Below are 21,742 nucleotides of genomic sequence, written 5' to 3'. Positions count from 1 at the left end.
CTACGGAAGTCTGCACTCCCAAGGGGCGTGATGACACGCCCACCACGCATACCTAATCCCAGTTTCTTGTTACCTGAAACCTAATCAGCCTTTTGAGTCCCAATCAACATTAACTCAATCTGATCTTCCCCAACCTGCGTTATTTTGACATCTACTCCCGGTCCAAAATATTTAGTCATTTTTTCCTGCTTTTCTTGCCAAGCATCAATTGAGATCAGCGGCGAATCAAATTCTAAAATCAAGGCGTAAGCCCCACCAATTTCTGCTTCTCTTAAACCTGTAACTACTGGTCTTTCTTCATCACTGGGACTCAAACCCAAATAAGAGAGCGCTGCATCTAAATGAGCATCTTGACCATAGCAATATCGGGTTATGTCCTTACGAATTTTATTTTGAGTGATAGTTGCTTGCTGCTCCCGCAAGCTTAATACTGATGGCGTAGTAGTTTCGCTAAAGGGTATGGGCTTAATTTCATTAGCTTTGAGTGCTAATCCTCCCAGCAATAGCGGAAACCCGTAAAAAAAACCCACAAGATTGAGTGTGGCATTATCAGCAGCATAAGCAACAAAACCAACAATGGTTAATATGCTACCGATGCTTAAACCAATCGTCCCCAAAGAAATTTTGCGTAACATGAGCCTAGGATTTTATAAATTCTTAACATCTTAGGAATTTGAATTAAATAACATACAAATCTGGTTTTTGACCTTACCCCTCCTGGGACTTGCATCAACGTCTCCCCTCTCCTTACGAAACTACGGTGTACAGACAAGGCTGGAAAATTCGCCCGTTTGTTTTTAACTGGTAGCACCGAGAATTGAGGATGGTGCGTTGCGCTACGCGACAACACACCCTACAAAAAGGGTTTGGAGGAATTTTGAATCATTTGTGTGTACACAGTAGCCTTACTAAGGGGGGTTGAGGGTGAGGTTATGTATTTTATTAAATCCGCATTCCTTAGTTTTATTATCATCGTTTATTGGTCACAAATTAGAGAGTGAGGAGATGAGGGAGATAAGCCACTCGGTAATTTCTCCTTGTCCCCTCGTCCCCCATCGCCACTCCATTTTGAGTTAACTTTAAATTTGAGGATATTTTAAGGTTGAAAAAAATAATGGATCTACAGACTATAAAAGAAAGAATTGCCGTAGTTGAAAGTAAGCGTCAATACCTGCTGAACCTTTTGGAACAGCCAAATTTGGGAACTTTGAGAGTTGATGTCAATCAGGCTTTGGAAGAACTCGATGATTTGATAGATGAATTTAGACGTACTATTCCGGAGACAGACACTAATTAAACCCAACTAAACTTCGCCAAAATATACAGATGCGTCAGTACTACCGCTAAATAACGGTTATGCTGACGCGAATTATTCTATAAATATTTTCTATATTCCGGACTTGAAGTCAGCCTGGTTAATTTACCAGCAATTAGTAGCATAATTAATTTTCTATTTAAAATTATCTCCTGCACGTTCTCCTAACTTCCTCACCAAGGCAATAAGTTCACTGGTTGAGACGTCTTTTTTGCAAAAATCGTCAAAATTAGGCATGGGCTTAGTTCCAGCACAACTCGCATCTTCCATTGAAGAATAAGCCAGTATCTGGGTATTGGGAGATATGGCTTTGATATGACTAGAAGCACTCCAACCATCCATGATAGGCATTTGTAAATCCAGAACAATTACATCAGGATGGCAACGTTTAACCATTTCTATCGCTTCTTGACCATTAGCAGCTGAACCTACTACTTGCAGGTTTTCTTGTCCAGAAAAAGCTAATTGTAGGGTTAAACGTGTAAGTTCGTGATCATCAACCACTAAAACACGCAAGGTAGTAAACTCACAAGGAAACGTCAACATTTAACAAAATGAAATCAAAATACGACATTCCTTACAGTGTATGGGAATAAGTACCAGCAATCACTCTATCTTATGGTTGAATAAATTGACTTTACTCATAGCAATTCCAGAAAAAAGTTGTAAAAACATTAAAGTTTTCTAAAGAAAACTCCATTGAACTAATTATCTGTATAAAAGTAACTTTTCTTGGCATCAATCAGGTTAGCAGCTAGATTAGTTGAACGTAAGGCCATATTCATCAACATATGTTGTGAGTTAGTTTCTGGCGCTTCTATATCTTCGCCAGGTAAGCTATCAGAGGGTCGTCTTTGTATATAACTGCCATCGGATTGTAACTCCCATGCTTGACGATTATCTGCTAACATGATTCCCAAAATTTCTTGCAAATCTTTAGCAATATCTGGGTCTTTAATTGGGGTAATAACTTCGACGCGACGATCTAAATTGCGGCGCATCCAATCAGCGCTACCGATATATATTTCTTCTTGCCCGTTGTTGTGGAAATAATAAATACGAGAGTGTTCCAAGAAGCGTCCAATAATACTGATGACGCGAATATTTTCACTGATTTCTGGAAGTCCTGGACGTAAACAACAAATACCTCGAATAATCAGATCAATTTGGACTCCAGCGCGGGAAGCCTCGTATAAAGTGGCGATAATTTGTGGATCGACAAGGGAGTTCATTTTAGCCACAATGCGCCCGGTCAATCCATTTTGGACATTTTCAACTTCGCGTTGAATTAATGCCAAAAAGCGATCGCGCATATTCACAGGTGCAACTAGCACTTCTCTATAAGATTTTTGCCGAGAATAGCCTGTTAAAAAATTAAATAAATCTGTAATGTCAGCACCCAATTCTTCACGACAGCTAAACAATCCTAAATCGGTATATAGTCGTGCTGTTTTGGGATTATAGTTGCCAGTACCAATGTGTATATAGCGGCGCATCCGGTCTTTTTCTCGCCGCACTACCATGATAGTTTTGCAATGGGTTTTCAGGCCTACTAACCCATAGACTACATGTACACCGACTCTTTCTAAACTCCTAGCCCAATAAATATTATTTTCTTCATCAAATCGGGCCTTGAGTTCCACCAACACAGACACTTGCTTACCATTTTCCGCCGCCGCAATGAGGGCTTTCACAATGGGCGAGTCCCCAGAGGTGCGGTAAAGGGTCATTTTAATAGCCAGCACATTGGGGTCATGGGCTGCATGGGTAATAAAGCGCACCACGGTTGACGAAAAAGATTGATAGGGATGGTGGACTAGTAAATCTTTTTCCCGAATTACAGCAAAAAAGTCTTGACCTTCTTCCATCTCAAGTGCATCTGAGGTGACACTTGGTTCCCTCAGCCTTTGCAGACGTGAAGGAACTACAGACTGACGTGGTGGTTCTTTGAGTTCGGGTAAAGGCAATGCCATGAAATACATTAAATCTTTTAGTCCTAAAAGACCATCGACTTCATAGACATCGCTTTCTGTTAAATCTAAATCTTGCAACAACCGAGAACGTATAGGGTCAGGGGTTTGGGATTTAATTTCTAGCCTGACTGGTGTCCCACCCATACGCCGTTTGCGTAGTTCTTGTTCAATAGCCAACAACAGATCATCTGCTTCATCTTCTTCTAGCGCTAGGTCGGCATCACGGGTAATGCGGAAAGGATGATATTCTTGGATATTCATGCCTGGAAATAGAAACTCCAGGTTATGAGCGATCGCCTGTTCTAAAGGTACACCAGTCCAGTGAACAGGCTTGTCAGTTTCTTGAGTACCTAACTCTGGTGGTAGAGGCAAAAATCGCGGTAGTACGCTGGGGACTTTGACTCTGGCAAAATATTCTTCTTCGGTATCTGGATTTTTGACCACCACCGCCAAATTCAGGCTGAGATTAGAAATGAAGGGGAAAGGATGGCTAGGGTCAACGGCTAGGGGAGTCAGAACTGGAAAGATTTGTTCTTCAAAGTAGTTATCTAAATAAGTCCGCTGTTTTTGATTTAAATCAATGTAATCCAAAATATGGATGCCATGCTGGACTAACAACGGTTGCAGTACTTGGTCAAACTGCTGATGCTGTTTTGTAACTAAAGGATTGAGAGTTGATCTAATATCGTCTAGCTGTTGTTGCGGTGTCCGCCCATCGGGAGTTAACTGGGCAACTTTCGCTTCTACCTGTTGCTTTAAGGCTGCAACGCGCACCATAAAGAACTCATCTAGGTTAGCACTGAAGATTGCTAAAAATTTCAGCCGTTCTAAAAGTAGTGTGCGGGAGTCGCAGGCTTCGTGGAGTACTCTGCTGTTAAATTCTAACCAGCTTAACTCGCGGTTAATGTAATATTGCGGATCGTGCAAATCAATGGGATTGGCGCTCTTCTTTGATTTCGGCATGACGATCTCAGGGTAGCCAGTGAGCTAACACAGCTGGGGGACATTACATATAGTAGAGGAAAGTGGCCTTGAGTGGAACTTTCTGCCAGTTAGTAAATTATGAAATTGCTAGCATTGTTCAAATCTGATAATGAAACATTATTGACAAAAGCAAGCACTTGATTATTTGAATTGTCTATAATCTCAGTGCGAGTAGCTCGCGGAGTAAACGATAAGTCTGAGAACGCCAAACCACCAAATAAAGCAATTAAATCCTCACCAATAGTGAAGTCTGTTATGGTGTCTCTACCTTGATTTCTGGCAATGACAAAGATATCGTTACCTGCACCACCAGTTAGAGTATCAAAACCTAACCCACCATAAAGTACATCATTCCCGGCTCCGCCAACAAGAACGTCATTACCTTTAAAGCCGAAAATCAGATCATCTGAACTAGTTCCTTGCAAGGGGTTATCCGCATTAGATGTACCAACGATAATGCTAGTGATTGTATTACCGCTTCTAATATTAACGGCTTCAATATCAGCAGGATTGAGATTATTATATTTGGGGTCGCTACTAACTGCGGCATGAGTGGTAATTTCGTAAAAAATATTGTTATCTGCTATCCCGTCATTCACACCTGTGACTGTAATTGTTTGCGGTGTATTCCAGGTAGCTGATGTAAAAGTGACGCTAGATGTGGAAAGAACACCTTCAGATGGATTGGAACTACTCAGATTTAAAGTAACGTCAGATGTAGGTTGGCTAGTTAGTTGAATAGTAAAGTCAGCAGTACCTCCGTCTTCAGTCGTTACCAAACCTTTATTGGGAGTGACAGTGAAACCTGCTGTATCGTTATCGTTAATAGTAACAGTGGCCTGAGAAGTGGCAATGGTGGCATTAGTAGGATTACTAATGTTGATAAAAAAAGTTTCAGTATCTTCAGCAATCAAATCGTTAATAATTGGCACGGATATAGTTTGATTACTATCTCCAGGAGCAAAAGTTAAAGTTCCTGAGACAGCCACATAATCAGATCCGGCTATGGCAGTATTGTCACTAGTATAGTATTCAACTGTAGTTACTTCGCTGCTACTATTAGACAGGCTGACATTAAAATTGATCACACCATTTGCTTCATTGATACTTCTATTTATGATTCTGATGCTAGGCTGATTGTCGTCATTAAGGATGGTTACTGTCGCCGGAGTTATAGGAGTTGTTTGGTTAGGATGACTTAGGGTGAGAGTGATAGTTTCGTCAGGTTCAAAAATTGTGTCACCCAAAACATTCATAGTAATTGTCTTTGTGGTTTCCCCAGATGCAAAGTATAAATTTCCAGATAAGCCACTTGTCACGCCCCCAATCCTAATGTTGTTGTAGTCGCCGCCAGAAGCCGTACTTCCAAAAGTCGCTGTTCCTGCAAACGTATAGTACAAGGCATTAGCAATACTAGTATCGCCACTGCGGGTGACTGTGAATGTGATATTTTGACTTCCACTGTTACCTTCGTTTAAGTTTGAGGCACTAGAAGAGATAGCATAACTTGTATTAGCAGGAGGCACAAAGTTACTTGTGCCAATGTGATTCAACGGTTGTCCAGTAAAATAGTCAGGTGATGTGTTGTTAATAGTACCTAATGTCCAGTTTGATGCTGTACCAGTAACTGCACTAGCTACCCAATCAGAGACTGCGGAACCTGTGGTATCTCCCGATCGCCCGACATATCCTATTGTTGTTCCTGTCAATGGTACATTAACAACTGTCGCACCAGGTTGAATCAAACCACCGCTTGTACCTTTTCTAAAAACAATCGCACCATAGGCTGCGTCATTAGCAGATGTTCCATCCAACACAGAGACTGAATCTAAAATTTGCCAATTGGAGAAAACTACACTATCAGGAATACCATCATTATTTGTATCAATATCATCTGTAAGTGTAGGTGCAATGGCTGAACGTATGAGGAAGAAAGTAACAGAACCATTTTCTATTTCTGTGGTGGTACCACTATCACCCCTATGACCAACAGAACTGGTTGTTCCATTTCCCCATCCCGCGCCAGTTCCCATATTAGTGATAACATTGGCACCAGGACTGACGGAATAGTTACTACCCTTTTGCAACAGAACTAAAAAGCCATTGCTACCAAATTGTTTGCCAGATAAATCAAAAATATTCTGAATATCACCTGAGTTACCACCAAAGTTACCTTCAACAGCAACCAAGTAAGTTCCATTTGGCAGGGTAGCGTTAGGAGTCCCACGCAGTTCAATATATTCGTTGGGAGTATCTGTACTGGGAACATCGAAGAGAATTTCGTTGATTAATCTTAATGGCGGAGTCAGTGAAGTAGTAAGTACGACTGAAACATCATCAGATTGACTATTTGCCGTAGCTAAATCGGCTTTGCCATCACCGTTAAAATCGCCTGCGGTAAGAGAAAGAGGTGCTGTCCCTACACCAAAATCAATGGGACTCTCAAAGTAACCGGTACCATCTCCCAATAATACTGTTACGGAGTTGGGATTAGAATTTGCTACCCCGATATCAAGTTCACCGTCATCATTGAAATCAGCGACTGTAACAGAAGTAGGAGTTGACCCAGCATCAAAGTTAAGGGCAGTTTGAAAACTACCATCATTGTTACCCAATAAAACTGAGATATTATTGGAACCATTGTTTGCTGTTACTAGGTCAAGCTTACCGTCATTGTTAAAGTCGCCAACGCTAATTGAATAAGGGTTTGTACTTACACTGAAGTTACCGAATGAACTAAAACCGCCAGTACTATTTCCAAGTAAAATTGAGACATTGTTGGAAGTACTATTGGCAACTGCTAAATCAAGCTTGCCATCATTATTAAAGTCACCTAACGTTACAGAACGAGGATTGATACCCACCAGGAAATTTTTAGCAGTGCCAAAGTTACCATTACCATCTCCTAAAAGAATGGAGACGTTATTAGAGTTAGTATTTGTTGTTACCAGGTCAAGATTGCCATCATTATTAAAATCGCCGACAGCAACAGCACTAGGACGGGTTCCGACTGCAAAAGTTCTAGCAGGACTAAAACCAGCTGGATCGCTTTGACGGGTGCCAAATAATACTGAAACATCATTGGAATTATAGTTGGCTGTGACGATATCCAAGTCGCCATCTTTGTCAAAATCTCCCACAGCGATCGCATAAGGTCTAATACCACCACCACCAAAACCGACTACACTAAAGTTTGTAGCTGGCCGAAATGTGCCGTCACCATTGCCTACCAGTACTGAAATAGTATTAGATAAATTGTTAGCCGTGACCAAATCGAGTATGCCGTTTTCGTTAAAATCGCCTACTGCGATCGCATAAGGACTTATACCTACTCCATTGAGGACTTTGACAGTAATACTGGCAGTTTCCGCCGTAGTACTGAAAGCACTTGTACCGCTACCAACACCAGGATCTATACCAGTAGTACCACTAGCAAGCCCATCCGAGGCATCCCAAGCGCGAAAGGTAATGTTAGCTATACCTTTGTAGCCAGCATTGGGAACAAAGCGAATCCTTGCTGTATCTCGTAGCAAAGTTGCGGAAGTAGGAGAAACACTAAAGCCATTCCAGTTTGTGCCGCCATTAATAGAGTATTGCCAAGTGCCGTTGCTATTATTTACACCAATGACAGCAATACCTTCCACAGCACCAGCGTCTATATCAGTAATAGGATTACCACTAGCACCAGTAGCAATCATGGCGGAAATCAGAGTGCCATTATTATTGATTTCATTTCGATAAATGCTGGCGAAAGTGGGATTACCAGTGTTATCTAATACAGGAGCATCGTTGATTGAGTTAACAGTAATACTAGCTGTATTGCTATTACTGCTGAAGGGTGTGGCGTTGCCATTAACTGAAACATTTACATCCGTTGCACCGTTAGCAATGCCATTGGTAGTATCCCAAGCGCGGAAAGTAATATCAGCAGTGCCGTTATAGTTAGCGTTGGGTATAAAACGAATGCGTGTATCGTTTTGAACTACAACTTGACTGAGGTTAAAACTTGCTTGGGCAGAAGTTGTATCATCTCCTAAAAAGATAAAGTTTGGTAATCCATAGGGGTCAGGAATTAAAGCAGGATTAGGAGATTCCCAGCTTGTATAATCTCGTAGTGGCCCCGTTAGAATCTCTACATCATTAGCAAATAATTTGTATACATCCCCTTGGACAAAAAGCTTATAGTCCGTTGATTGATTCGTATTAAATGACACGTTTTCTGCTGCTAAGAACATGCCATTGGTTTGTCCTCCGGGGTTAGACGTAATACCATCCCCTTGGGCAAAAATATTACCTGTTGAAGGAGTTAGGAGTTGGAAGCCTAATTCAATTCCTCGCGTACCATCACTACTAATGGCAATAATACTAAATCCTGCTCGGTTAGAATTGGTGCGCGATTCCTGTAAGAGTTGCAAATTAAACGATAAGCTATAGCCACCAGTACGATCTAATGCCGGGAAATTGGTATTTACCATTTGTCCCAACAAGTTGTAATTGCTATAACCTGCATAAATAGCACTGTTAGCAGTAGTGTTTAAAATAGTGCCACTAGTACTAAAGCTTTGAGTTGCTCCTGCGGGGTTATTAAATGACAGCCAGCCTTGAGTATTAGGTGCAGTACCAAGCCCAGCAGTATAAAGTGGGTTAGCACCTAATACAACAGCCGAACTATCTGAAATTGTACCAAAATTAGTCCAGTTTCCGCCGCCATTAATGGAGTATTGCCATATACCGTTAGTGTTATCAACACCAGTGACAGCTATAGCTTTTGGATCTCCATCGACATCGGTAATTAAACCGCTTATTAAATTAGAAACTTTAGTGCCGACATTGACAATGTTGGTAACATCTTCATCGATAGCAGATAAAGTGGCATTAACAGTGTTGTTTAATACAGGAGCATCGTTGACAGGATTAATAATGATAGTGATGTTATCTGTATCGCTCCTAGCTCCGCCTAATTCTAATGCTGCTTGATCATTAGTGACAACTTGCACACTCGCAGTGCCATTAAAATCAGTATTAGGTGTGAAACGTAGATTATCAAGGGCAGTATTTACATTTACAACTGAACCTGTAAAGGTCATACTGCTACTATCGTTACTACCAGTAGCAAAACTGATGCCTGTAGTGTTATTGAGAGTTAATATCCCATTGGTAGCAGTTAATGTGATTTGGATGATGTTACTACCAGAATCAACATCAGCAACTGAAATTTTATTAGCTCCAGAAAAAACAAAGGCTGTATCTTCGTTAGTGGTGGTAGTTACAGGGACAGTATTAATTGGAGCTTGATTTTGCAGCGAAAATTCGGAAGTATCACCAGTTGTCAGATTGGTTGCAGTGGCTGTTAGTAATGACTTGCCACTGACTGGCGTGTAAGTATAATTAATGGCAGCATTACCACTACCATCAGTAGTTACATTTACAAAACCAATAAAGAGTTCGCCTTCTCCCGCTCCAGAAGGATCATAAGTGCTATTGGCAAAAAATTCAATTCGGAAGTTGGTATTAGGAGTACTGTTGAGAAAGCCACTGACGGTATTGCCTACAACAGAATTAAGGACAGGGAAGTTTTGTAAGTTATTGGCTCCAGTGTCAGTATCACCAGTATCGTTGGCAGTTATACCAACACCACCTAAATCAATACCTAAGGTAGTATTGGCAAAGATATTATTTCCTACAGTTTGATTGCCAGTACCTGAAGTAACTCTTACTCCCCTACCTGTATTGAATGCAATAATATTTCCTTGTCCAGCAAGTGTACCACCAATAATATTATTGTTTGCACTTTCGTCAATCCATATTCCAGCATCTGCCTTATTACCTAATGCTCCAACACCTGAAACATCAGTACCAATATAATTACCGCGAACTTGGTTATTAGTAGCACCACTACCATTTATCCATATACCAGCCAAATTATTTCCGGAAATAAGATTGCGATCGCCTGGATTACTTCCACCAATGATGTTATTTGCAGACTGAATTAGGATACCATCTTGTGTATTACCTAATGCACTAGTACCAAATACATCAGTACCAATATAGTTACCATGCACTTGGTTATTTGTAGCATTAATACCACTGATAACTACACCAAAAAGGTTATTCCCGGAAATAAGATTGCGATCGCCTGAATTACTTCCACCAATGATATTATTGGCAGATTGGATTTCGATACCACTAGCTGAATTACCTAAATCAGCAGTAGCTGTCGCATCAGTACCAATATAGTTACCACGAACTTGGTTATTGGTGGCACTACTACCAACAATGAAAATACCAAGACGATTGTTGCCAGAAATAAGATTGCGATCGCCTGGATTACTTCCACCGATAATGTTATTTGCAGACTGAATTTGGATACCATCGTTTGTATTACCTAAATCAGCAGTACCTGTCGCATCAGTACCAATGAAATTACCGCGAATAGTATTGCCAGCACTAGAACTTAACACGTATATACCCGCACCAAATGAACTGGTACTATCAAAACGATTAATAATTAAGCCTTGAATAGTGCTGCCATCAGAACCTGAACCTAGCGTCATACCATGTACACCACTGCCAGCACCACTGCCATTCAATTCAATTCGTAAAGCAGCATTATTACCTGTTGCTAAAGTGTTCTGTGATGCTCCTGTTTGGCTGTAACCATCAATAATTACAGTACCTGTAATCGTTGGTAATTCTGATGTAAGGTTAATAGTCTGTACACCACTGCCAGGAATACTGAAGTTAATAGTGTCAGTACCTGAGTTAGCATTAGCATCCAAAATTGCTTGCCGTAAGGAACCAGATCCACTGTCATTGGTGTTAGTGACAATAAAGGTAGCAAAAATACCGCTATAACCAGCCATAGTCGAAGGAAGAAACGCAAGCTGGGTTGTAATTGCACCAACGGATGCTTGAAGTTGCCAATCTCCTCCTAAAGCTGCACTACCCGTTAGGTTTTTAGAAGCCGCAATATTCGCCCCTGTTAAAAGATGTAATTGCTTAATAAATGCTATCCCTTGTTGCCCAGATGCCACATTACAACCATATAGAAGAATGTCGGCATCATCCGTTAAAGCACTTATCCACTGCTGTAATTGCTGGGTATAAGTTGCCAAATTCTCATGATTAAGTTGCGTTGCTCCCAATTGCAAACTACCTTCACTACCATGAGAGACAATGTGAATTGATTTATATTTGCCCCCTTGCAAAGCTTCAGTAATTTGGGTGATCCCATCTAGTTTGGAATCAAGCACAACAACTTGACTGCCTAAAGTAATTCCAGCAATCAAACTTTGGTAATCTGAAACTGCCGCATCTATAAAAACAATATCTATAGGTGTGGTTTCTATATGTTTTCTAACACTTGAATTTTGCAAATTGGTAGCCGAAGTAGATTTATTCTTAGAGATTCTATTTACTAGTAGTTCCATAGATTTCAAATAAATTAGTGTAAGTAGTAAATAAAAATTTGAGCCAAATCAAAGACTTATTGACTCAAATAAATTGATAAGTTCAGGACTTACGTAAACAACCACGTATTTCCGTCATTGCGACCGTAGGGTAGACGCGGAGCGGCTTCTCGCAGAGTAGCAATCTCAAAGCCTTGATTTTTGTGGCGAGTGCGTAAGTCCTAAAGTTGTACTTTTACTTTTTCTCGAATCTGTCAACTGACAAGATTATCCTTGCGGCCTCGTTGTCAGCATTGCACTCGTTAGTTAATTACTATTTTTTCAAGAGATTCGTAATATTCCTTATCTTGAGATAACTAAGTAAGACCCAAATATCCTGTACTTTGGAGAGCAACAAGAAATTGAGAGTATTTAATTTTTATACTCTATATAGAAGAAACACTACAGTACTATTACTGAAAAATATTAGCTTGAATGCAAACCCTGAGATGCTCAAAGCCCTGATTATGGTAATGGAGGCTAAAAGTTAGGGATATGTCTATTCATTACTTATTGAAGATTGCTATATGACAGTAGATGCACTGAAAAATTAAGCAGTAAGACAGAGTTATATTAGAAACGCAAATGCGAACAACTTAAGGAGTCTTTCAAATAATGACTAAATTATCTGCAATCATCAAAGGCAGCATTTGTCTACTAGGTTTGGTTGGTGTTGGTAATATTTTAATAGCCCCAGCCAATGCAGAAGCTGCTGCTCGTGGTGCTATTACGCTGGTGAGAGCTTCGGGTGCTTCTGTCAGTGTTAGCGGTGAGTTAACTTTGCCTAATAACGCATATTTTACTGGTGCGCTACAAGTAGGAGCTAGTTATGGTGATACTACAAGTTTCACCTCAGCTAGTGACAATGAGCAATTAAGTTCTGTGACCATTACTCCAGGAGGGATTAATAATAGTAACCTAGTCGGTGCTAACAATCCTTTCCTCCAAGCCGCAGCTGATGCTTTAACTGCTGCTTCTGGTGACATTGGCGCACAAGCAGCTATTATTCGCGCTGGTGCCGGTGTTAATGGTTTAGGCGGTTTAGAGTAAGTTCAATTTTTAACTAAACCAAAAATATCAACTAAAATAGCCCCGACTTCTTATAGACACCCGTAAGGTGGCTTACCGAAAGGTAGAGGTTGGGGATTTTAATCTCTAGCTTTTTGCCAAGACATTGCAGGATTTTGTTCATAACTTATTTTGACTGATGAGTTGATCAATTTTAGATTTTTCATGGCACCCATTTAGTATCAAATATTTCGATATATAACCGTAAAGATTTGCCTGAATTTCAGTGAAATTACTGTGAACAGACCAAAAACGCAGAGTTATATTGAAAACGCAAAACGCGGGAAACGCGAAAAACTGAGGAGTCTTTAAATTATGACTAAGTTATCTACAATCATCAAAGGCAGCATCTGTCTGCTAGGTTTCATTGGCGTGAGTTCCATGCTTTCTGCCCCAGCAAATGCTGAAGCTGCTGCTCGTGGTGCTGTTACTCTCGTTAGAGCTTCTGGTGCTTCTGTAAGTGTTAGTGGTGAATTAACTTTACCTGAGAACGCATACTTCACTGGTGCTTTAATGGTGGGTGCTAACTATGCGGGTACATCAGCAGCTGACGATGAGACCATCACTGACATCATGGTAACCCCAGGTGGCATTAATGTTGATGCTCTACTCGGAGTTGACAATCCATTCCTCCAAGCCGCCGCTGATGCTTTAATTGCTGCTACTGGTGCTGGTGACATTGGCGCTCAAGCTGCTATCATCCGTGCTGGTGCTGGTGTTAATGGCTTAGGTGGTCTAGAGTAGATTAAGTTTTAGAGTCTTGTAAGTACTTACAGAATAGTTGAATAAATCGATATATCATAGGGGGTGGGTATAGCAGCGCTATGTCTACTCCCTCTATTTATTTTTGCAATTATTCCTATTAATGTCAGTCTTCAACATTTGTACTTCACTTAAGCAAGTAAACTTAATTAAATATCCAAAAAATTTTGTTCGTAGTGAGGGATTTATCGCTCTTTTTACAGGATTTTATAGGGCTAGAGCAGCTGAATACAAACTTTTATTTTTTCAGACTTTATCAATTCTTTCATAATTAGCCAGCAAGAGGCTTTTCATATAAAAATTTTAGTGTGTTTTTTATTTGAAATTTCTTTAAAGATCATCAATGTAAAAACTGCTTATTTTATACACTAATGTAAATTTTCTGCCAAATTGCCAAAATTAATTCTAAATATATCAACTGAAACTCTTACCCCATAAGCAACAGAGATTTAGGTCGTTTTTGTTACCTAAAAAATGTTCATGTTTAACAAAGTTCTTTCTTCAAGAATTTTATATTTTGTCTACCTAAGTATATTCACTGTCTTTGCATACAAAAGCAAAAGATATTAGTGAATCTCGGTAGGCGTAAAACTTGAGAAGTGAATTAATCATGAATACCTTATCTAATCAATTATCCATAACATTTCAGTTCAGCATTTACCTACTGGGATTAGTCAGTCTGGGCAATGTTTTGGTAACACCAGTTAATGCACAGCAAGCAACTGTTCGTGGTGCAGCTTCGTTGGTAAGAACTTCTGGTACTTTTATCAATGTTAGCGGTGAATTAGCTTTACCTGCTGGTGCTTACAGTCAATCTGTACAAATTGCACCTATTTATGGAGGTACACCAGGTGGACTTGATGAAACAATCACAGGTTTGACTATCACTCCAGGGGGAATGGAATTTACTGCATCTAGCAGTACAAATCCATTTGTTGATGCAACTGCAAATTTACTCAATAGTGGACTGTCTTTAGATAATTTAGATAATGTAGTAACTATTATCCGCGCCGGCGGTGGTGAACAAGGTTTAGGTGCTTTAGAATAAATTAAAGTTTTTTCTATGATCAGATTTTAAGAATCAGGACTTACGCAAGCAAAATGTGTTATTGCGATCACATTGCCACGCTACGCTCGCAACATGCTTCATGTAGGGTAAGCCCTAATGGACATGGCTGCGCTTACCGCGTAGCGTGCCGAAGGCTCTAGTAATCCCAAAGTTGTAGGCGAATCACGTCGCTATAGTATCTTGCGGGGCTACACCAACGTTATGACGTAATTACGTGAATTTTGCCTAAGTCCTAAAAATATCAGGTGTGTTGCAACTCTATATCGGTGACGCACCAATGAACAAATAAAACTTTGGTGTGTCATAACATCAAAAACCCAACATCATTGGCAGCGTTGGGTTTTTAGGCGTTTCAGTCCACTACTGGTGTGACAAGCTTAAAATGTTGATTTCATCAGATGGAAAAAGAAAATCCAATCATGATCATTGATTATTTAACTCAAAAAATTAGACTAGGCGCGCCACTATGTTTATTACAAATATTTTGTGAATTGGTATCACCTGTTTCCGGTTATATCATTAAAATCGATAACCACCTTGGATCTGTAGATCAAATCCATTATCTCCTGTACCAATTTGTGCTTCTAGAAATACGCTATTTTGAGGAAAGCTGTGTCTAATTATAGTTCCATAATTAAACCCAGAAATACGAGTACTTAAACCAGGATTATTAATACTATAATTTTTGATAAAAGCACCAAGAGAAATATTAGTACTCACTCTTTGTAAACCTTGTAATTGAAAGAAAATTTCTTTACCTATTTCCAAGTTTGATTTGAAACTCAAGCCAGTACTTGTACTGAATTCACCATTAAATATACCCAAAAGATTACCATTACTATTCTCTGAAATTAAAGCTATCCCAGGAGCTAGACTAAAACCAAAATTTCTGCCTTGACGCTGATATACATAACTTAAAAAAGTAGCGTTAGGATTATTGCTATTAGAAGCACTATTTAAGTTAATTCTGAGGAATGGTATTTGTGTATTAAGAGCTAAAGGTTGATTGTTCTCGTCTAGCTCAACTGTGGTTTTAATATAATTTAGTAAGATATTAGTGTATAAACCTAATGTTGGTTCTTTTGTGCCTAAATTATTATTAGCAACGCCTGGAGCCGAGTCAGCATTGATATTTAACCAAGCTCCTAAATTAGCACTATAATTAAAATCTCCAGAAGAACCCGCGGCTAGTAGTTCTACTGTGGGTAAAGATAGATAACCATTAAAATTGCTGAATCTAGTACCTATTCTATCAACTCTAGCTAGTTCTATATAATCGAATGCTAAATCAGCAGAACGTACAGATATTGGTACTACTGTATTATCTGACGAGTTAAATCTTTGTACAAATTGTTCTCCCTGAGGACTAGTCAAAACTACTTCTAAAGCAGAAGACTCATTGATAGGATTAATAGAAGTACTATTTAAAGGAATTGGGTTACCAATATAAGTTAAAGGGCCAAACCTTTCGTTAGACAATCTCAAATCAGAGAAAAAAGTATCACCTTCTTGTAAAATTTCAACTTCTCTTCCTAAAAATTGAACAGCACGTTTGTGATTTCCAGTTCTAATTTGCAAAATACTGGAATTAGTAGGAGTAATTTTGCTTGGTAAAGTGTAAGTTCCAGAAACCTGCTCTAATCCACTACTTGTATTAGAGTAAGCTAAAGTGCGATTAAGTCTATTATTAATTTGTCTTCTTTGCAAAGGTGTAGCAGGAGCATTGAGAGGAGTAAACCCTGCTCCATTATCAAATCTTTCTCTAGCTTCTTCTAAACCTTGGTTAATATCGTCAATTTCAATATATTCAAAAATTCCACCTAATAATAAGCCTATAGTGGAGTTGACTGATTGTACAACATCAATTTTGCCAGATGTCAATTTAGCTGTTATGGATAATCCCGGATTAGAAAAAAGATTGGAGTAAGTAGCACTAATTTCTACTGGATCATATTGGAGAATAGTGCGATTGTGTGGATAACTAACAAAAAGTCTTTTCCAATTATCAGTAGTTTGGGTTTCAGATAATGTTTCAAATTGAGGATCTCTTTTTCCTAAGGATACCCATTGTAAGGAATTCAAATAATGAAAATCTTTTTCTTGCTGAGTCAAAAATGGATTAACTGCGACATTCAACAAATCGTAGTTATCAAATCTGCCTAATTGAGCAATTTTAACACCTGGAAAAGAAGTAATAGGAGCAGTAAAATCAAATCCTTCTCCTGTTAAAATATTGCCCCACAAAATACCTGCTTCTTCTAAGGCACTATTAGGAATTATGTCACCTTCTCTAAGTCTGACATTGCCACCATCTAATATAGGTTGTAGATTATTTGTAGGAAAGCCTTGTAGAATCCGAGGAGCATTGATGGAATCTAAATATTGAAATAAAGCATCACCACCTTCAGAACTCAATGTAGAACCACTACCAAGCATGGAAGTAGTATTTTCTAGAACTGTAACATTAGGAGTATCAGTGTTTACTCCACTATTAATAATCACTCTACCAGCAGGTATACCTTCAGGATTTATTAATTGTCCTGCTATTGAAGTAATAGATAAATCATTAGTATCAACTGTTCCAGTTAAATTTTCAAAGTCTGTGGGTATATTGAACAGAGATTGCAATCCCCAAAACCCCTGTTCTGAAGTCATATCTTGCGTAATATAAGTATCTGTTTCTCTTCCTTGAGCGACGATACCTGCTTGTGAACCCTTAGTTTCTATGACGATACGATTATCATCGATAACCCAATAAAACTGATCAGGTTTCAGAAATTCACCATAGGTAAATTTATTGATAATCTGATAGTCTCCATAGGATCTAATTCTAATATCTGTATCTATATAATTTTCATCTTTGTTGGGATTAAACAATTGAGGTATAAATGTAAAATTATCTGTGGGATTAACAATTAAAGGATATCTGTTAGCACTAAAAGTCAAAGCATCAAGAACTATTTGTTGTTGGATTTTTCTTGTATTTTTGGATTGACGGAGTTGTCGTATTAGTATTTGTTGCTTTGGGGTATATGGTTGTGTTTCTGGCTTGGCTTCTTGTTCGCCTGGAATTGGTGTTTCATCTTCTTCTGGTTCTAACTCTATTTCTATATCAGTTGGTTGAGGAGGTTCTACCTGAAATTCTTCAATGGGAATAATCTGAGATATCCTACTAAATTCATTGATATTTTCTGTTTCTGGTAAGCTAGAATTAGCAATTTTTAAATCTTGTGGCAGTTGTCTTTCGCTGTTATGTTGTTCCACCTCCCATGTTTCGTCAGTACTTTTATCAACTTCTGGTAAGTCATCATTTATTTGAATAATATTGTCTGTGATTAAATTTACATTTTCTTCTGGGACAGTCAATTCTGAGGCAAGTGCTGTTAATTGAGGAAATATTAATTTTGTAATAATCGCACAAGATAGAAAGCACAGCCAAAATAAGCTTAATTTGTTCCTTAGTCTCATCACTTTTAAATTGATATTTTTCTCAGCTAAACTTTGCTATTTCGTCAAATAAATACTAGACTTTCTAGTAAAAAGACAAAATTCAAAAGTTTACTTATGATCTGTTAATTAATGAACTGATTGATCAATACTGCTTTGAATAGGTTACTAACCTTAGTGATCTAAACCATCTTGTTAGTAGTTAGTTGATGGAAATGTATTAGACAGTAATTTTTATGCATACCGATATATATCGCTAAAGAAAGTCGATGTTTATCAACTAGCGATAAAGACTAGAATAATCTCAAGTAAATTTACTGCAACCAGAGTGTAATTCTTGTGTCTCAATTAAACCTCAGCAAGAACACTGGAATTACAGAATAAAGCTTCAAGGTAAACGTAATAATACGTAATCAATTTATGTTAAATTTAAGTAATAAAGTCAAAAAATATGCATTAAGGACTCGTTAATGTCTTGCTATCTATATATAGGCTGTTAACCGCTGTATTATGTATACGGTTGTACACCTCGTCGTTATTTATACTAAATACTAATAATAAAAATAAGTTGAGGAGATATTCGATCATGTAGGCTAGATTGTGGAGCGATCGCCCTAAAATATTGTATTGATGCTGTTAAATATCAGCTCAATCACTTTTGGTCGATTTGCTTCATCAGGAAAATGACAGCGTACCGCATCACGTAACATTTCTTTGAAGCTAGCAATATCATCAGCTTGCGTAAAAATCGATTCACCCAAAGCTTTTGCGGTGTAACCACCCTCTGGGTCTTCTTCAATTAAAAATACGATTTCCGTTGCTGTATTGTTCACTATTTCCCAACTGACATCAAATTATTTACTTCAATCATAATTTACCATTCAAAAAGATTTACTTTGAGAACATCAGATTTTCTCTGCATTGCCAAATGTTTCAATCTACTCGCCGCCGTCTTGCTATCTGGTACACCGCCGTCACTGCTGTCTTACTTCTACTCTTTGCCAGTGGGGTGTATTTATATGTCCGCAGCACATTAATTGAACGTGTTGATGATACCCTAAATCATGTAGTGGAAATAGTCGAGCGCTCTTTGGTAATTGAGCCAGTTGATGCCGATACCGAACAATTTCGCATTAATGTAGAATCCAGCTTTCGTGATAACGCCGGCACTGTAGAAGATGATCACATTGACCTGGAATGGTTTAGTTCCACTGGTGAGTTACTTTGGTCAACCCTATCGGAACCCTTGAATATTCCCATTCATGGGAACCGCCTTGGTGAAACTGTGCGCGTAGTTAAGCAAGAAAGGTGGGGAGATGGAGAGATTCAGGATTCTCCACTTTTACTGCGACAGGTGACCCAACGGGTGGAGGTGGGACGGCAAGTATTAGGATATCTGCGTGTCAGTCATCCCTGGTTTGAAGTGACTAAACCTAGTCGCCAGTTGATTATTGATTTGGCCTTGGGGACTTGGTTCATGGTACTTTCTGTCGCCGCCAGTGGCTGGTTTCTTTCGGGTAAAGCGATGGAACCTGTGGGCGAATCTTACCAACGTCTCAAACAATTTACAGCTGATGCTTCTCACGAACTCAGAAGTCCCATTACATTGATTCAAACTAATGTGCAAGTTGCTTTAGCTGATTTGGAGTTAGCACACACAGACGTTACCACTTCTGTTAACTATCGGCAACAGTTAAAGGTGGTAGAAAGGCTAACGCAACGCTTGGGTAAGTTAGTTAATGATTTATTATTTTTAGCCAGACAAGATAGTGGTATTAGCAAAGATGTTTTTTCACCTTGTCCTATGGATGCTTTGCTGATGGAAGTGGTGGAAGAACAACAACTGTTAGCCCTAGAAAAACAAATTAATCTTACTTTTGATTTAATTGATCCTCCCACCTTGGAAGCTAGCCCTGAGTTACTAGAAAATTGGTTCACGCTCATGGGTAAATGGGATCAACTAGTGCGGCTATTTACAAATTTGATTGGTAATGCTTTGCAATACACCCCAAGCTGTGGACAGGTACATGTGGAATTGGTGCGTTTAGAAGGAACCAATCGCGTGTCTAAAATACGTTACAGCACAGCCCAGTTGCAAATTAAAGTGAGTGATACTGGTGTGGGTATTCCCGCCGAAGCCCTACCACGCTTATTTGATCGCTTTTATCGTGTAGATCCGGCGCGTACCCATAAAACTCGAAATGTAGCTACAGCAAGTTCTACAGGTTCAGGATTGGGACTAGCGATCGCTCACGCTATTGTCGAACATCACCAAGGTCAAATTCAAGTAGAAAGTCATCTTGGCAGAGGTACTACTTTTATTGTCACCTTACCAATAAGTCTTGAGTCTTAATTTTTTATTTACCATTTGTTTCCTCTGACAGATGCAAATTAACAACTGTACATACTAATTTAAATAGTGTAGCGCTTAAATGAAGCTTGAATAAAATTGTTCTCAGATTCAAAATCTAGGAACATTTGAACTAATTTCAACTATGCGGGCAGAGTTTCTACAATAGCAATATTTGTAGTTGAATTTAGTTTGTATATCTGCTATTTATGAGCGCCAACAAAATATTTCTACTTTTTATACGTCATTGGGTAGTTATATAAAATGTCAGATTTAGCCTGGCTGGACAAAAATTGGAGGTTTAAATGCCAATTAGTATTAGAAAAGATATAGCCTATCTTTTACTCAAAAAAATTAATGATACCGGACGAGGAATGCACGAAGTCCGGTTTAATGAAGCCGATTTAGCTGGGCATAAATTAACACCAGCCGAATTTTTAGGTCATTTAGATTATTTGAATCAACGAAATTATATTAATGCTGAGTTTACAGGTAATGCTTACGGTACTCAAAACGATGTGCCTGACTTTATTAATCCACAAGAATTTGACATGAGAATTGCCAATACTTATGGTGCAGAAGATGGGCCATTACCGCATTTGATTACCTTTAAAAAAGCAGAAATCACAGAAAAAGGACAAAAAATGCTCGACAGATTAGAAGCTAATCCTCCAGAAAACTTAAAAGCGGGTGCATCAGTACCCATCGCCGATAAAGATATGCCTTTCTTAGAAAAGGTTATGGCAAAAAGCGGTCTTAGCGATATTTTCGATGCTAGAGATATCACAGTAGTAATTTATCGAGTGATGCGCGACTTAATGACTACTGAAGCTGCTGACAGAGTAGAAGCGGAACTGCACGAGCCTGCGGAAGTTACCAAAGATAAATCGCTGCAAATGGAAATTGCCGACTTATGGCATGATACAAATCCCATTGTCGGATTTTTAAGTCGGGTACGTCCACCTTGGCAAGGCCCTGGTATTTTTAAAATTGATAGCGATCGCTTTTTGTTTAGAGTAGAAAATGAAGGCGGAATGCCAGGAAATGTCAACCCTGAACAAGTTGTAAAAGCGGTATTTTCTGCCACCAAGGATGAATTATCTTCAGAACGCATCCAGGAAATTGCTAGTTGGTTACCAGATAAGGTGCGTCAACTCTGGGAAGAGGCATAGGCATAAAATCTGGTTCTCACCAGAAGATATAACAAAAATATCCCTGACTTTTGGAAGCAGTCGGGGATATGAGTCTAATGCATATTTGCAATAACAAGCTTTTACATTCTTTATATTTAATAAGTATTAAGTCTCTAATTTAGAGTTTGTCTAC

General features: G+C 38.9%; 12 protein-coding genes. 6 read left to right on the top strand and 6 right to left on the bottom strand.

The features are described from left to right. Positions 1–80: 80 nt before the first annotated feature. The gene (locus ACM0OT_RS01270) at positions 81–635 is read right to left on the bottom strand and encodes a DUF2854 domain-containing protein (protein WP_414562030.1); all 555 of its coding nucleotides are present in this window, start codon (positions 633–635) and stop codon (positions 81–83) included. A 479-nt stretch (positions 636–1,114) separates the two neighbouring features. Between ACM0OT_RS01270 and ACM0OT_RS01265 the strand changes: the two genes are divergently transcribed. Then, entirely contained in the window at positions 1,115–1,297 is a 183-nt protein-coding gene (locus ACM0OT_RS01265) for a hypothetical protein (protein ID WP_414562028.1), read from the top strand. A gap of 153 nt (positions 1,298–1,450) precedes the next feature. On the opposite strand, the gene ACM0OT_RS01260 is transcribed toward ACM0OT_RS01265, so the two are convergent. The 3 genes from ACM0OT_RS01260 to ACM0OT_RS01250 form a co-directional block, all read right to left on the bottom strand. Beyond that, a complete protein-coding gene (locus tag ACM0OT_RS01260; RefSeq protein WP_414562026.1) occupies positions 1,451–1,861 on the bottom strand; it encodes a response regulator transcription factor in 411 nt (136 codons plus the stop codon). 158 nt (positions 1,862–2,019) lie between these two features. Next, positions 2,020–4,251 (bottom strand): polyphosphate kinase 1, encoded by a 2,232-nt coding sequence (gene ppk1 / locus ACM0OT_RS01255; RefSeq protein ID WP_414562024.1) that lies wholly within the window; start codon positions 4,249–4,251, stop codon positions 2,020–2,022. A gap of 89 nt (positions 4,252–4,340) precedes the next feature. Further along, positions 4,341–11,702 carry a DUF4347 domain-containing protein gene (locus ACM0OT_RS01250; protein ID WP_414562023.1) on the bottom strand — a complete coding sequence of 2,454 codons (7,362 nt, stop codon included), beginning with the start codon at positions 11,700–11,702 and terminating at the stop codon, positions 4,341–4,343. A gap of 633 nt (positions 11,703–12,335) precedes the next feature. Here ACM0OT_RS01250 and ACM0OT_RS01245 point away from each other — a divergent pair. The 3 genes from ACM0OT_RS01245 (at position 12,336) to ACM0OT_RS01235 (ending at position 14,598) form a co-directional block, all read left to right on the top strand. Further along, complete coding sequence (locus tag ACM0OT_RS01245) at positions 12,336–12,770, top strand: hypothetical protein (protein WP_414562021.1); 435 nt, start codon at positions 12,336–12,338, stop codon at positions 12,768–12,770. Between the two features lie 333 nt (positions 12,771–13,103). After that, on the top strand, positions 13,104–13,532 hold the full coding sequence (locus tag ACM0OT_RS01240; protein ID WP_414562020.1) for a hypothetical protein: 429 nt from the start codon (positions 13,104–13,106) through the stop codon (positions 13,530–13,532). A gap of 628 nt (positions 13,533–14,160) precedes the next feature. After that, positions 14,161–14,598: a hypothetical protein gene (locus ACM0OT_RS01235; protein WP_414562018.1), complete on the top strand. Its 438-nt coding sequence runs from the start codon at positions 14,161–14,163 to the stop codon at positions 14,596–14,598. Between the two features lie 540 nt (positions 14,599–15,138). Here ACM0OT_RS01235 and ACM0OT_RS01230 read toward each other — a convergent pair. Together ACM0OT_RS01230 and ACM0OT_RS01225 are read right to left on the bottom strand one after the other, a co-directional pair. Further along, positions 15,139–18,087 (bottom strand): hypothetical protein, encoded by a 2,949-nt coding sequence (locus ACM0OT_RS01230; RefSeq protein ID WP_414562238.1) that lies wholly within the window; start codon positions 18,085–18,087, stop codon positions 15,139–15,141. 593 nt (positions 18,088–18,680) lie between these two features. Continuing rightward, entirely contained in the window at positions 18,681–18,899 is a 219-nt protein-coding gene (locus ACM0OT_RS01225) for a 2-oxoisovalerate dehydrogenase E1 subunit beta (RefSeq protein WP_414562017.1), read from the bottom strand. 95 nt (positions 18,900–18,994) lie between these two features. Between ACM0OT_RS01225 and ACM0OT_RS01220 the strand changes: the two genes are divergently transcribed. Both ACM0OT_RS01220 and ACM0OT_RS01215 read left to right on the top strand, forming a co-directional pair. Further along, positions 18,995–20,419 (top strand): sensor histidine kinase, encoded by a 1,425-nt coding sequence (locus tag ACM0OT_RS01220; protein ID WP_414562015.1) that lies wholly within the window; start codon positions 18,995–18,997, stop codon positions 20,417–20,419. Positions 20,420–21,060: 641 nt separating this feature from the next. Then, complete coding sequence (locus tag ACM0OT_RS01215) at positions 21,061–21,588, top strand: DUF2267 domain-containing protein (RefSeq protein ID WP_414562236.1); 528 nt, start codon at positions 21,061–21,063, stop codon at positions 21,586–21,588. The last annotated feature ends 154 nt before the right edge of the window (positions 21,589–21,742 follow it).

This window comes from Anabaena sp. CCY 9613, from assembly GCF_963920895.1.
GTDB lineage: Bacteria > Cyanobacteriota > Cyanobacteriia > Cyanobacteriales > Nostocaceae > Cyanocohniella.
The sequence above is the reverse complement of the archived record's forward strand: the minus strand, read 5'-3'. Positions and strand labels throughout refer to the sequence as shown.

Excerpts from the sequence above, each read along its gene's own strand:
- ACM0OT_RS01270 (WP_414562030.1), bottom strand. The coding sequence starts at position 635 with ATGTTACGCAAAATTTCTTTGGGGACGATTGGTTTAAGCATCGGTAGC.
- ACM0OT_RS01265 (WP_414562028.1), top strand. The coding sequence starts at position 1,115 with ATGGATCTACAGACTATAAAAGAAAGAATTGCCGTAGTTGAAAGTAAG.
- ACM0OT_RS01260 (WP_414562026.1), bottom strand. The coding sequence starts at position 1,861 with ATGTTGACGTTTCCTTGTGAGTTTACTACCTTGCGTGTTTTAGTGGTT.
- ppk1 (WP_414562024.1), bottom strand. The coding sequence starts at position 4,251 with ATGCCGAAATCAAAGAAGAGCGCCAATCCCATTGATTTGCACGATCCG.
- ACM0OT_RS01250 (WP_414562023.1), bottom strand. The coding sequence starts at position 11,702 with ATGGAACTACTAGTAAATAGAATCTCTAAGAATAAATCTACTTCGGCT.
- ACM0OT_RS01245 (WP_414562021.1), top strand. The coding sequence starts at position 12,336 with ATGACTAAATTATCTGCAATCATCAAAGGCAGCATTTGTCTACTAGGT.
- ACM0OT_RS01240 (WP_414562020.1), top strand. The coding sequence starts at position 13,104 with ATGACTAAGTTATCTACAATCATCAAAGGCAGCATCTGTCTGCTAGGT.
- ACM0OT_RS01235 (WP_414562018.1), top strand. The coding sequence starts at position 14,161 with ATGAATACCTTATCTAATCAATTATCCATAACATTTCAGTTCAGCATT.
- ACM0OT_RS01230 (WP_414562238.1), bottom strand. The coding sequence starts at position 18,087 with ATGAGACTAAGGAACAAATTAAGCTTATTTTGGCTGTGCTTTCTATCT.
- ACM0OT_RS01220 (WP_414562015.1), top strand. The coding sequence starts at position 18,995 with ATGTTTCAATCTACTCGCCGCCGTCTTGCTATCTGGTACACCGCCGTC.
- ACM0OT_RS01215 (WP_414562236.1), top strand. The coding sequence starts at position 21,061 with ATGCTCGACAGATTAGAAGCTAATCCTCCAGAAAACTTAAAAGCGGGT.